This window comes from Streptomyces sp. M-16 (assembly GCF_052114405.1).
Classification (GTDB): domain Bacteria; phylum Actinomycetota; class Actinomycetes; order Streptomycetales; family Streptomycetaceae; genus Streptomyces.
On record NZ_JBFRER010000104.1, the window covers coordinates 1 to 13,414 of the forward strand.

The following is a 13,414-nucleotide window of genomic DNA, read 5'->3' on the forward strand; positions in this document are numbered from 1 at the left end:
GCCCGGACCTCGGCGGGCCCGGACCTCGGCGGTCAGGGCGGGCGAGCCGCAGCGCCGGGCCGTCTCGTGGGCGCGGCCCAGGTGGCGGCGGGCGCCCGCCGCGTCGCCGCACCGCGCCAGGTGCCCGCCCAGCAGCAGTTCGGCCCGTGCCCGGTCCAGCCGGGCCTGGGAACGGGAGAGCGCCTCGACCGCGCCGGTCAGGAATTCGGTGCGCCGGTCCCCGTCGGCCGCGGTGCCCGCCGCCAGGAGGGCGTGGCCGATCGCGTACGGAGTGCCCCAGCGGTCGGCCAGTTCCCTCGCCTCGGCGGCGAGTTCGGCCGCTTCCGCAGTGCGGCCGAGCCGGACGAGGGCCGTGGCGGCCAGGGGTCGCCAGGGGGCCCACGGCCGCCGGTCGAGGCCGGCCTCCGCGAGTCCCTGCTCACACCGCCGCGCGCAGGCCAGCGCGCCTTCCGCGTCCCCGCGTCCGAGCCGGATCCGGGCCCGGGTCATCAGGTACGGGATCCGGCCCAGGAGGGTGTGGTCCAGTTGGCTGGAGGCCACCCGGTCGAGCATCGTCTCCGCGGCCTCGGTGTCGGCCTGTTCCAGCCGGACGCAGCCCCAGGCGACGAACGGCAGCGCGGAACCACCCTGCCCGGGGTGTTCCACGGCTTCCAGGGCGGCGTGTGCGTCGAGGGCGGCGCCGGGGACGTCGCCCAGGCGGTGGCGCACCATGGAGCGTTCCGCCAGGAGCGACCAGCGGGGCAGGCAGCCGCTGTCGTCGGCCATCGCCAGGTCCAGCATCTCCAGTGCCATGCCGGGCTCGTCGGCCAGGTGGAGCACCTGGGCCGCGCGGGCGCGCATCCAGTCCCGGGGCCCGGCGCCCTCGGCCCGTAAGGCCCGGCCCACGAGGTCCACGGCCTCGCGGGCGGACTCCCCCTCCACGGCGGCGAGCAGGGCACGGGCGAGCAGGCCTCCGCTCCCGGCCGGCGCCGCGTCCTGCCGTAGCGCCGCCGCGCGGACCCGTTCGCGTACGGCGGGGAACTCCGACGGCCGGTGCAGGCCGGCGGCGAGGACGGCCAGTTCGACCGTCCCCCGCAGTGCGCGGTCCTCGGCGTGCGCGCCGAGCTCCGCGGCCGGCCGGTCGAGTGTCCGGGAGAGCACGGCGAGTGCCGCCGCCGCGTCGCCCGCGGCGAGGGCGGTCATCGCGAACTGCACCGCCACCGAGGCGCGCAGGCGGACGTCACGGGTCTGGTCGAGCAGGCTCCGCAGTGCGTCCAGCGCGTCGGCGGGGTGGGTGGTGGCCAGCGCCCCGGCCAGGTCGAGGGCGGTGGCCACCCGGCCGTGTTCCTCGGGCTCGGCCTCCATCAGCCGCCGCAGGTACGGGGCCGCCGCCGACCGGGGGCCGGTGCGGCCCGCCTGTTCGGCCGCGTCGCGCAGGGCGCCGAGCATCCAGCCCTCGTCGAGCCGGGGCAGGGGGAGCAGGTGCTTCGCCACCTCGGCGGATGCGAAGCCCTCGTCGTTGAGGAGCCGTGCGGCACGGGTGCGCAGGCGCACCAGTTCCCCGGCCGGGGTGGCGGCGAGCACGGCCGCGTTGAACGCCTCCTCCCCGTCGACGGAGACGAGTTCGTCGTCCCGGTGGCCGTCCAGGAGCGTGGAGACCAGGCGGGGGCGCACGCCGGCGAGCGCGCCGACGCGTTCGGGAGAGGCGACCTGGCCGGTGCCCTCCGGCGTCGCGGACGGCGGGCGGTCGCTCCAGTCCAGGACGGCGGCGGCCCGTACGACGCGTCGCTCCGTCTCGGTCAGACCGCGCAGGTGGGCCCGGACCGACGCGGTGTGGACCTCCCGCCACGCCGCGTCGACCTGCCCCACGGACCGGGCCCGCGGCGTGACCCCCGCGCGGCGCAGCCGTAACAGGATGCGCTTCAGGAGGAGGGGGTTGCCGTCGGAGAGTGCGGCACAGCGCCAGGTGAAGGGGGGTTCCGGCGGCTGTCCCAGGACGCGTTCGACGGTCTCGGCCACCTGTTCCTCGGCCACCGGCCCGAGGCCGACGAGGCGGGTTCCCGGATGCTGGGCGATCCTGCCGAGCGCCGATCGTGCCGGACCGGTACCGGAGGCACCCCAGGCGAGCACGGTCAGCAGCCGCGCGCTCTCGGTCCTGCGGATCAGGGACTCCAGCCATCGCAGGGAGGGCCCGTCGCACCACTGCGCGTCGTCCACGACGATCACCAGCGGGCCCCGCGCCATGAGGGTGGAGGCCAGCCATTCCGTGCGGGGCGGTACGCGCTCGGCTTCCGCCCCGGGCCCGAACAGCTCGCGGACCGCGCCGTATTCGGTGGCCGCGCGTTCCGCGCGGCCCGCGGTGTGCAGCACGGTGGCCCCGCGCAGCCGGCCGTCGCGGCGGAAGCTGTCGATCAGGGCCGTCTTCCCGATGCCCGTGTTCCCGCGCACGACGACGCACCCGGCCCGGCCGGCGTTGGCCGCTTCGGCGCACGCGAAGAGGGCGGCCAGTTCGCCGGAGCGACCGGCCGGTTCATGGGTGCGGCCGGCCGGTAGGGGGGTCCGGCCGGCCGCGCCCGGCATGGTGGGGGCCGCGCCCACAGCGGCGCGGTCCGGTCCGCGCTCCCCGCGCGCGGACGGGGGAAACGCTGTGTGCATGGTGACGGTCCTCGGGGTGGATTCCTGTTCGTGCGGCACGGTCCGGCGTTCGTCGGGGCGGGCGTGACGACGGGCCGGACCGTCGACCGGCGTGCGGTGGCCGGACGTTCCCCGTCGTTCGGCGCCTGCCGGTACCGGGCCATCCTGCACCGCTCCCCTTGCGAACGCCTTGCCAAGGGCTTGCCGTGGCCGGACGGCCACCTTTGAATACGCCGTTCATCATGTGATGATCCATTTTGTCTGGCGGCGGTCACGCGGTGCGGACCGATTGCCAGCGCAGCCACGTGTGCAAGATGGGGAGCTCCATGCCCGCAATTCCGACGGCGGACCGTCCGGCCGAGCCCCTGCTCAGGGTGCTGGGACCCATGGCGGCCCGCCACGACGGACGCGACCTCCCGCTCGGCCCGCCGCGCCGACGGGCCCTGTTCGCCCTGCTCCTCGTACGTCTCGGACGCGTGGTGCCCACGGAGGTCCTCGTCGAGGAACTGTGGGGCGGGGAACCGCCGCGCCAGGCCGTCGCGACCCTGCAGAGCCACGTCTCCCACCTGCGCCGCGCGCTGCGGCCGGCGGCCGGGGCGGCCCGGCTGTCGGTGCGCCACCGCGCGCAGGGGTACGTCCTCGACGTCGATCCGGAGCACGTCGACGTGTGCCGCTTCGAGCGGCTGGTCGCCGAGGGGAGGCAGTTGCTGGAAGGCCACGATCCGGCGGGCGCGCGCGACCGGCTCGGGCAGGCGCTGCTGCTGTGGCGGGGTTCCCCGTACGCGGAGTTCGACGCCCATCCGTCCCTGTACGACGAGACGGCCCGGCTGGAACAGGTCCGGCTGACCGCCGTGGAGGTCCACGCGGAGGCCCGGCTGCTCCTCGGCGCGGACGAGGAGGTGGCCGGCGACCTCGACGGGGAGGCCCGCCGTCACCCCACCCGGGAACGCCTCGTCGGCCACCTGATGACCGCCCTGTCCCGGCTGGGCCGGCAGGCGGAGGCGCTGGAGGCGTACGAACGCACCCGCGTGCACCTCGCCGAGGAGTTCGGCGTGGAGACCGACGCCGAGCTGCGCCGGATCCGGACCGCGCTCCTGACCCGGGAACCGCAGGCGCGGCCGCAGGCGGGCCCGCTCTCGGCGGACCGGCCCGGCACCGCACCGCGCACGTTCGCGTCCGCGCCGGCGGGAGCCGGAGCCGGAGCGGCCGGGCGCCGGGGCCCCGAGGAGCGGGACCGTACCGACGGGACCGGGCGGGAGGACCGGAGCGGCACACCCGTCACGGCGGCGGACGCACACGGTCACCCGGACACCGGCACGGCCCCGGACCCCGGCGCGGCCACCGGCACCGGCACCGGCACCGGCACCGGCACCGGCACCGGCACGGCCCCAGACCCCGGCGCGGCCGCGGAGCCGCTCGGCGGCCCGTCACGGGTCCGGTTCACGGCCCCGGAGGAGGACCGGTTCGCTGAGCCGTACGGGGACCCGTTCGCGCACCCGGACCCGGACGCGTACCCGGACACCGCCACCGCGGCGCCACCCCGGCGGGCGGCGGCCGGGCGGTCCGGGCCCGACCGCCCGGCCGGCCCCTCGCCGTTCACCGGCCGCTTCCGCGAACTGGACGGCCTGACGACCGCCGTGGCCGACGTGCGCGTGGGCCTCGGGCACGTGGCCGGGGTGCTCGGCCCCGCCGGCATGGGCAAGACCCGGCTGCTCCTCGAACTCGCCCCCCGGCTGGAGGCCGTCGGTACCGGAACGGACGGGGACGACGGGCTGGAGGTGGTCTGGAGCCACTGCTTCCCCGGCGAGGGCGTCCCGCCCTACTGGCTGTGGACGCAGGTCCTGCGCCGGCTGTCCGCCACCCGCCCCGACGCCTTCCGGGACGCGGCGCGGCCCTTCGGCGCACTGCTCTCCCCCGTGATGCCGGAACGGACGGCCGGGTCCGGCGCCGCCGCCCGCCCCGGATCCGATGCCGGTGCCGGTGCCGACTGGGCCCAGGCCCGGTTCCTGACCAACGACGCGGTCTGCGAGGTGCTGCTCGCCCTCGCCACCCGGCGCCCGCTGGTGCTGTTCCTGGAAGACCTGCACTGGGCCGACACCGCCTCCCTGGACCTCCTCCGCCTGCTGAGCACCCGCCGCCACGGCCACCCGCTCGCGATCGTGCTGACCGCCCGCGACTTCGAGGTCGAGTCCGACGCCACCCTGCGCCGGACCCTCTCCGAGGTCCTGCGCGGCCCCCGTACCGAGACCCTGCGGCTGGACGGGCTGTCCCGCCGCGCCGTCGCCGCGCTCGTACGGGCGCAGGCCGGGCCGGGCGTGGACGCGGAGGTCGTCGAGGTGCTGCACCGGCGCAGCGAGGGCAATCCGTACTTCGTCATGCAGCTCCTGTCCCTCCTCGGCGATGCCCGCAGCCTGCACCGGTCCGACGCGGTGGACACGCTCCTGTCCCGCGTGCCCACCGGCGTGCGCGAGGCCCTGAACCAGCGGTTCGCCACGCTGCCCGGACCGGTCCTGCGCGTGCTGCGGCTGTGCGCGGTCCTCGGCACCGAGGTCGACACGGACCTGCTGCACCGCACGGTCGCCGGGGACGAGCCGGTGGCCGAGGCGCTGGAGGCGGCCATCCGCGCCGGTCTGCTCGAAGAGGACCCGCACCATCCCGGGCGGCTCCATTTCGCCCACGCCCTGGTGCAGGAGACGCTCGTCGGCGAGCTCGCCCGCAAGGACCTGCACCGGCTGCACGCCAAGATCGCCGAGGCCCTGTGCGCGCGCCGGCGGGGGCGGGTGGGCGACGAGGAGATCGAGCGGGTGGCCCACCACACCTGGCACGCCCAGCGCGCCCTGCCCGCCGGGGAGGCGCTCCCGCGGATGCTCCAGGCCGCGGAACAGGCCGAGCAGCAACTGGCGTACGAGCGGGTGGAGACCTGGCTGCGCCGGGCGGTGCACCTGATCGGCTTCCTGCCCCCGGACGAGACCGCGACCGTACGCCTCGAACAGCAGCTGCACATCCAGCTCGGCCAGGTCCTGGCCACCACGCGCGGCTACGGCCATCCGGAGGCGGAGGCGGCGCTCGCCCACGGCCGGGCGCTCAATCCGGTGACGCGGGCCCCGGAGGACCCGTCGGTGCTCTGGGCGCTGTGCGCGGCCTACCTGGTCACCGGCCGCTACGACGCCTCACGCCAGTTCTCCGGCCTGTTGCGGGACATCTCGCGCCGCGGCTCCGAGCCGGTGGCGGTGCTCGGAGCGGCGTACGGGGAGGGCATCGTGCTGCACGTGCGGGGCATGCTGCCGCAGGCCCTGGCCGAGCTGGAGCACGGCGTCGAGATGGCGGACCGGTACGCCCGCGACGGCCATTCCCTGGCCCGGACCTTCCAGCACGACCCGCGCGTCTCCTGCCGGTCCTACAACGCGTTCACCCACTGGCTCCTGGGCGACCGCCCGACCGCCACGGCACGCCGCCGCGAACTGCTGGGCCTGACCGCGTACGACAGCAGACCCTCGGACCGCTGCTTCGCCCTCTACGTGGACGCGGTCGTGGCGGCCTGGGAGGGCGACGCCGGCACGGCCCTGGCCTCTGGCGCCGAGGGGGTCCGGCTCGCGGGCGAGCACGGGCTGCTCTACTGGAAGGCCATGCTCGGCCTGCTCGAAGGCTGGGGCCTGACGCATTCCGCCCGGGAGGGGGAGGGCCTGGCCCTGATGCACGCCTCGATGGACCGGCTGCGCGGCTCCAGGACCCTGCTGCGCCACCCCCTCCACCTGGGCCTGCTGGGCCAGGCACAGCACCACGCGGGACGCCGGGAGGAGGCGCGGGACACCTTCCACGCCCTCCTGGCGGCGGTCGAGCAACGCCGTGAGGACGTCTACCTCCACCCGGCGCTGCCCGCCACGGGGCTCATCCGTACCCTGCTCGGCCCGGACGGGACGGTCAGCTCGCCTCGGCGGGGCTCCAGTGGAACTTCCCGCCTCCGACCCATCTGACCTCCCCGGGATCGTCCAGGTCGTGGATCGTGAAACCGGCGGAGGCCGCGGAGAGGAGGACGTCCGTCATGGACCTGGCGGTACTGAAGACCTCGCCGTCGATCTCCACGATGCGGAACGGCGGGTCCCCGGGCTGCACACCGAGCACGGTGACGCGCGCCGAGGAGATGTAGGGAATCGTGCCTTCGGTCATCCGAAGCTCGCCTCCACTTCACGGCAGGGGCCGACGCGGGGCGGCGGCCCGTTCTACGTGTACCCCCTTCGGCACGGCTCAAGCAAGCCGGCCGCCCGGAGGACCGCGGGCCGGACCGTACCCCTGCCCCGCCCTTCCCGCTCCGCTTGACTGATTTTCCGGTCAGCCCAGGCCGGGGGAACGTCAGGTGATCGTCCAGTGCTGGAGGGGCGATCCGGTGTCCGGCTGTTGGGTGACCGGGGAGCCGGCGGCCGTGGAGGCGGTGGTGAGGAGCAGCCCGCTCTTCAGCGATGCGACGGTGTGGGTGCCGTCCTGGCCCCGCACGACGGTCCAGCGCTGGTTGGTGCCGCCGTGGCAGGTCCACTGGATCACCTTGGCACCCGCCGCGGTGGAACCGCCGCTGATGTCGGCGCAGAGGCCGGATTCGGCGTTGACGATCTCGTAGGAGCCGTCCGGCTGCCGCGAGAAGTTCCACTTCTGGTTGGCGCCGCCGTGGGGCGTGTAGGTGATCAGCTGGGTGCCCGCGGTGGTGCTGTGGTCGGGGTCGTCGAGGGCCCGGCCACCGGAAACGAGCGTGCGGGTGCCGTCGAGGGAGCCGGGTGCGGGTCCCACCGCCGTGAGGGTCAGGGTCTGTTCGGCCGCCGTGCGCCCGCCGCCCGCCGCGCCGCCGGTGTCGGTCCACGAGCGGACCGGCGTGGTCTCGGCCTGCCGGGAGGCCGTGGCCGACATGGCGATGACCAGTCCGCTGTACCGGTTGACGAGGCGGTAGGTGCCGGTGGGCGCGCCGCCGTCGGCGGAGGTGCCGGGAACGACCCACCACTGCCGGCCGACGGCGGGGCTGCCGGACCCGGGTGCGGTGACGGTGGGCTTCGTACCCCAGGCGCGCTGCGCCGTGGAGGTGGAATCGACGCCCAGCAGTCCCCCGGTGGCCGCGTTGGTGATGCGGTAGCTGCCGTCACCGCCGCTGCTGAAGATCCAGGATTCCAGGGCCGATCCGGTGGCGGTGGCCCGGGACGTGGTGGCGGTCCCGCCCGGGGCGGCCTGGGCGAGGACGCGGCCGGCCGCGCCGATCCGGTAGGCCTTGCCGGTGTCGAGCGGCGCGGCGGGGGTGGGGGTGGTGATCGAGACGTTGACGTACTCGGACGAGGAGCCGTTCGAGCATCCGAACGAGCAGTAGGAGCGGAAGTCCTTGCCGACGATGCCCGAGGCCGTCCTGTTCGCGCTGTCGAGGAACCACCGGTACCACGACGCGTTGGTGTGGCTCCCGGTGTCGCCGATCAGGCGCCACTTCTGCGTGGCGAGGTTGTCGGTGACGTAGAACTGCTGGGGTGCCGTGCCGTCCTGTTTCACCGCCTGCGGCTCGCCCACGTAGAGGCCGAGGTGGGCGTTGTAGGTGATGTCCATGACGAACAGCGGTGAGGTCGGGGGCATCGCGCCGGCCGCGACCTGCTGGCCCGCCGTCCCGGTGTGGGCCGGATCGTACTCCCGGTCCGCGGGGGTGTATCCGGTGGCGCTCGCGGCGTCGACCGGCACCATGTTGCTCTCGCGGCCTCCGACTCCGGGCTGGGACCAGGCCCCGTCGTACCACTTCTGCCAGGATCCGGGCGCCATCCTGTCCGCGATCGGGGCCCGGGCCACGTGCGCGTGGAACGTCTTCCAGCCGCTGCCCTTGTCCACGATCCTCGAACCGTAGAAGACGTAGAAGTAGCCCGAGGCGGTGTCGGTGAACAGCCGCGGGTCACCGTCGCCGTAGTGGTAGGTCTGTTGGGGGAACGCCGTGGTGTCGCCGCGGGCGGTGCTGTACGGGGAGGTGATGACGTGGTCCTTGACGGCCCAGGTACGGCCCTGGTCGGTGGAGACCGCGTAGTCGATCCCGTCGAAGTGGGAGCTGTCGCCGAAGGGCTGCGGGGTGAACTCGTTGTGGACCAGGCCGTACCAGTCGCCGGTGTCCGGATCGACCCACACGCCCGTCAGGTCGCAGAAGTTCCGCTGCGAGTAGCCCGATCCGGCCGGTGCGCCGGTGGACTCGACTCCGGTGGGGCTGTTGTTGCAGCGCCAGGTGGTGTCGTTGTTCCTGTCCCGGCTGTCGGCGGGGTTCACCGCGTCGCTGATCCGGGCCGACCGGGTGGCCGTGTCGAGGTCCGTGCCGGTGTAGAAGGTCCACTTGCGCGGGTCGGAGGCGCCGTAGAGCGCGTGGGACTGCTGGTAGTAGAAGGTGCCGTCCTTGTCGAGGTAGGGGACGGCGGGGGTGTCGTCCGGCTGGGTCCAGGACCCCTTCGGACCGACCGTGACGGTGAAGGCGGCGTCCGGCGGGGCCGCCGGCGCGGGTGGGGCGGGTGGGGCGGCTACGGCCGGTGCGCCGAGGGCGGCCAGGGCCAGCGCCGCCGCGACGCACGCGCCCGCGAGTCTGCTTCGAGAGGCTGACACAGCTCCTCCATCTTCGTGTCGCCGGCCCGCGTCCGTTGCGGGGCTGCCGTGTGTGTGGGGGGAATGCCGGCCCCCGTGCGGACGGGGCGGACGGCCGGCCCGTCATTCGAACGTCTCGACGAACTCCTCCGTCGGGCCGAGATCAGGCCGGTCGCACAACTCGACGCGCTCACCGAGGTGTTGGAGTTCGAGCACGGTGAGCGTGTTCCGTCCCGCCCGCAGGAGGGGGTGGGGCAGGTAGAGCGTGCGCTGCGGCCCCACTTCCCAGTAGCGGCCGAGCAGGAAGCCGTTGACCCAGAGGAATCCCTTGCCGAATCCGGGCAGGGCGACGAAGGTGTCGGCCGGCTCGTCCACGGTCAGCCGGGCGGTGGCGAATCCCGCCGCCGCGCCGGACGCGGACGTCCCGGTGAGCGAGGGGGCCGCGGCGAGCGAGGGGGCCGCGGCGACGTCCGCCGGCGTCCACTCGTCGAGGGGGAGCCGGTGCATGGTCCAGCCGTGGACCAGGCGGCGGTCCACGCGCACCCCGCCGAGGATGCCCTTGCCCTGGCCCAGCAGCGGCCCGTAGTTGATCCGCCCCTGGTTCTCCACCAGCAGCTCCAGCCGGACGCGCTCCCCGGTTCCCGCGAGGGCGCAGGAAGAGGTCTCCCGGTCCAGGACGGCGACGGGCACGCCGTCGGCGAAGACCTGGGCCCGGTCGTGCAGTCCCGAGACCGTCAGTTCGTACGTGCCGGGCGGCAGCAGCGGACGGGCGGTGTAGAGCACCAGACCCGAGGCCTGGCCGAGGTCCTCGAAGCTGAGCGGCACGGGGGCGCGGACGGGTTCACCCGTCGCGCGCAGTGCCTCCAGGAGGGCCGCCCCGCGGGTCACCGGCAGGGCACGGGGGGCGAGCAGGGGTGGATCCGGGGGCACGGGGCGCGACGGGTCCGCGCCGCCGAGTGCGGTGAGCGTCTCGCGCAGGGCGAAGAACTTCGGTGTGAGCCGCCCGTGTTCGGCCACCGGCGCGTCCGAGTCGTAGCTGGTGACGGCGGGCCGGAGACGGTCGCCGTCGTGGTTGGCACCGGCCCAGAGGCCGAAGTTGGTCCCGCCGTGCGCCATGTAGAGGCTGACCGAACCGCCTGCGCCGAGGATGCCGGCCACGGAATCGGCCGCGTCGGCGGCCGCGCGGACGTGGTGTTTCCCGCCCCAGTGGTCGAACCAGCCGTTCCAGAACTCGGCGCAGAAGAAGGGCTCGTCGGGGCGGCGCGAGCGCAGCAGCCCGGCCGCGGCGCCGGGGCGCGAGCCGAAGGTGGCGGCGGCCAGTTCTCCGGGCACGGTGCCGCCGTCGAGCATCAGGGGGGTGGGCCCGTCGGCGGTGTAGAGCAGTTCGGTGACGCCCCGGTCGGTCAGCGCGTCGCGGACCCAGCGGACGTAGGCGTGGTCGTCGCCGTAGCTGCCGTACTCGTTCTCGATCTGTACGGCCACCACGGGGCCGCCGTGGCGGGCCTGGAGGGCGGCGACGCGGGGGATCAGCTCGTCGAACCAGCGGGCGACCGCTTCCAGGAAGGGCGGGTGCGAGGTGCGCGGGCGCATGCCGGGCGTACCGGTCAGCCAGGCGGGGAGTCCGCCGTTGTCCCACTCGGCGCAGATGTAGGGGCCGGGCCGGACGATCACGTCCAGCCGCTCCCGCCGGGCCAGGCCGACGAACCGCTCCAGGTCGCGCCGGCCGTCGAAGCGGACGTCCCCCCGGGTCCGCTCGTGGAAGTTCCACGGGACGTAGGTGTCGACCGTGTTGAGTCCGAGGGCCGCCACGCGCCGGAGGCGGTCGGCCCACTGTTCGGGGTGGACGCGGAAGTAGTGCAGGGAACCGGACAGCACGCGGTGCGGTCGGCCCGCACGCAGGAAGGCGGCGTCGGCGTGGGTCAGCGTGGCCGGGTTTCCGCTCGCGGCCGATCCCCGGGATGTTGCCGATCCCCGGGTTGTTATCGATGCCTTTCCGGGCACGGACTCGGCTCCCGCCCCCGTGCGACCGTCGCCGGCGAGCGGGAGGAGGGCTTCCGCAGCGTCCACGGATCGGATCGTTTCGCCTTCCAAGGCCCCTCCCGGCGTCTGCGACAGCTCTTCGGAGATCGGTACCGGGGGAGGCCGGAGTGCCTGGGCGCGTACGCGACCCCCCGCGTCGGCGTACGTCGGCACGCGTCGACGGGTCGGACTATGGCAGAGAATGTTATCGATGCCAACGGAGTGCGCACACATGCCTGAAAGCTCGGCGAGAACCGGCCGGGGCGGCATGGGGAGCGATATCATCCAGCGCGTGACGGGAAGGGGCCCATGGCGAAGCGGAGCGTCGGTGACCAGGAACGGCCTCCCGGAATGACGGACGTCGCCCGGGTCGCCGGGGTGTCGGCGCAGACCGTGTCGAGGGTGCTGTCGGGCCACCCGAACGTCCGGGAGCGGACGCGCGCGAAGGTGGTGGCCGCCGTGGAACAGCTCGGCTACCGGCGCAACAACGCGGCCCGGATGCTGAGCTCGGGCCGGAGCCGCACCATCGGGGTGGTGACCCTGCAGACCACGTTCTACTCTCGGGCGGCCGTCACGTCCGGCATCGAGTACGCGGCCCAGGCCGCCGGCTACGCGGTCAGCACGGCCACCACGACGTCCCTGGACACCTCGGCGATCGAGCGGGCCCTGGCCAGGCTGGCCGACCAGGGCGTCGAGGGCGTGATCCTGTCGGTGCCGCTGATCCACACCAGCGAGAGGATCGAGCAGCTCACCCGGTCCACTCCCACCATCACGATCGACGGTTCGCGTACCGACGCGGCCGGGGTCGTGGCCGTCGACCAGGACCTCGCGGCCCGTCTGGCGACCCGGCACCTGCTGGAGCTGGGCCACGACACCGTCTGGCACGTCGCGGGTCCGGCGCACTGGCTGGAGGCCGTCGGCCGGCGCGCCGGCTGGCGCGCGACGCTGGAGGCCGCCGGCCGGCTGGTGCCTCCGCCGCTGGAGGGCGACTGGTCCCCCGCCTCCGGCCATCGGACCGGGCTCGTCCTGGGCCGCGTACCGGACGTCACCGCCGTCTTCGTGGCGAGCGACGAGATGGCCTTCGGGGTGATCAGGGCCCTGCACGAGCTCGGCAGGCGGGTCCCCGAGGACATCTCCGTCATCGGCGTCGACGACATCGAGCTGGCCGCGTATTGCACCCCGTCCCTGACCACCGTCGCGCAGCCGTTCGCCCGGATGGGAGCCCTGGCCGTGGCGCAGCTGCTGCGGCACGTCGCGGACCCCGCCGCGGTGTCCGCGCCGGCGTCGGTCGAACCGGAACTCGTCGTACGGGCGAGCACCGCCGCCGTACGACGAACTTAAACAAAAGTAAACACAACCCACTAAGAGTCAACAGATCCGCGTGTTATGTTGGCGCCATGCAACTGGCCCAGCAAAGACGCGCGTTCATCCTGGAGGCGGTGCGCCGCGACGGGGCGGTACGGGTCGCCGAGCTCGTCGAACGCCTCACCGTGTCCGACATGACGGTCCGCCGGGATCTGGACGCGCTCGCGGCGCGCGGCCTGGTCGAGAAGGTGTACGGGGGCGCCGTCGCGGCCCCCGGAACCCGCGTCGAGGAACCGGGGTTCGACGCCAAGACCGCGCTGGCCGGGCCCGCCAAGGCGGCCATCGCGGAGACGGCCGCCTCCCTGGTCGAGCCGGGCAGCGTGGTCGCGGTCTCGGCCGGCACCACCGCGTGCGCGGTGGCCGCCCGGCTGCTGGACGTCCCGCGGCTGACCGTGCTCACCAATTCCCTGCCGGTCGCCGAACTGGTCCGGTCCGCATCCCGCGACCGCGGGGAGGCCGCGGTCCCCACTCTGCTGCTGACCGGCGGCGCCCCCACCCCGTCCGCCGCGCTCGTCGGCCCGCTGGCCGAGCTGGTGATCTCCTCCCTCCATGTGGACCTGCTGATCCTGGGCGCGCACGGCGTCAGCGAGGAGGCCGGCCTGACCACCCCGAACCTGGCGGAGGCACAGACCAACCGGGCCCTGATCGGGGCGGCCCGCCGGGTGGCCGTCGTCGCCGACCACACGAAGTGGGGCACGGTGGCGCTGAGCGGATTCGCCCCGCTCGACCGCATCGACTGCTTCGTCACGGACGCCGGGATGCCCGCGTCGGCCCGCGAGGTCCTGACGGACACCGTCGGCGAGCTGCTGGTCGCCGGGGCGGCGTAGGCACGGGGAGCGGCGCA

General features: G+C 74.6%; 7 protein-coding genes. 3 read left to right on the forward strand and 4 right to left on the reverse strand.

Annotation, left to right across the window (positions count from 1 at the left end; all coding sequences use genetic code 11):
- A partial coding sequence (locus tag AB4039_RS32770; protein ID WP_442272482.1) for an AAA family ATPase occupies positions 1-2,634 on the reverse strand: 2,634 nt, incomplete at its 3' end.
- A gap of 305 nt (positions 2,635-2,939) precedes the next feature.
- On the opposite strand from AB4039_RS32770, the gene AB4039_RS32775 reads away from it, so the two are divergent.
- Complete coding sequence (locus AB4039_RS32775; protein WP_442272483.1) at positions 2,940-6,587, forward strand: BTAD domain-containing putative transcriptional regulator; 3,648 nt, start codon at positions 2,940-2,942, stop codon at positions 6,585-6,587.
- On the opposite strand, the gene AB4039_RS32780 is transcribed toward AB4039_RS32775, so the two are convergent.
- From AB4039_RS32780 to AB4039_RS32790, 3 genes are all read right to left on the reverse strand, one after another.
- On the reverse strand, positions 6,535-6,780 hold the full coding sequence (locus tag AB4039_RS32780) for a hypothetical protein (protein WP_266846593.1): 246 nt from the start codon (positions 6,778-6,780) through the stop codon (positions 6,535-6,537). The two genes, AB4039_RS32775 and AB4039_RS32780, sit on opposite strands and share 53 nt — an antisense overlap.
- Positions 6,781-6,963: 183 nt before the next feature.
- Positions 6,964-9,207, reverse strand: coding sequence for an RICIN domain-containing protein (locus tag AB4039_RS32785; protein ID WP_442272484.1), 2,244 nt, complete (start codon positions 9,205-9,207; stop codon positions 6,964-6,966).
- A gap of 102 nt (positions 9,208-9,309) precedes the next feature.
- Positions 9,310-11,061, reverse strand: coding sequence for a beta-galactosidase (locus AB4039_RS32790; protein ID WP_442272485.1), 1,752 nt, complete (start codon positions 11,059-11,061; stop codon positions 9,310-9,312).
- A 453-nt stretch (positions 11,062-11,514) separates the two neighbouring features.
- Here AB4039_RS32790 and AB4039_RS32795 point away from each other — a divergent pair, with 453 nt between their 5' ends.
- A complete protein-coding gene (locus AB4039_RS32795) occupies positions 11,515-12,546 on the forward strand; it encodes a LacI family DNA-binding transcriptional regulator (protein ID WP_442272486.1) in 1,032 nt (343 codons plus the stop codon).
- Between the two features lie 56 nt (positions 12,547-12,602).
- Positions 12,603-13,397, forward strand: coding sequence for a DeoR/GlpR family DNA-binding transcription regulator (locus tag AB4039_RS32800; RefSeq protein WP_442272487.1), 795 nt, complete (start codon positions 12,603-12,605; stop codon positions 13,395-13,397).
- Positions 13,398-13,414 lie beyond the last annotated feature (17 nt).

Coding starts and splice junctions, on each gene's coding strand:
- AB4039_RS32775 (WP_442272483.1), top strand. CDS start 2,940: ATGCCCGCAATTCCGACGGCGGACCGTCCGGCCGAGCCCCTGCTCAGG.
- AB4039_RS32780 (WP_266846593.1), bottom strand. CDS start 6,780: ATGACCGAAGGCACGATTCCCTACATCTCCTCGGCGCGCGTCACCGTG.
- AB4039_RS32795 (WP_442272486.1), top strand. CDS start 11,515: ATGGCGAAGCGGAGCGTCGGTGACCAGGAACGGCCTCCCGGAATGACG.
- AB4039_RS32800 (WP_442272487.1), top strand. CDS start 12,603: ATGCAACTGGCCCAGCAAAGACGCGCGTTCATCCTGGAGGCGGTGCGC.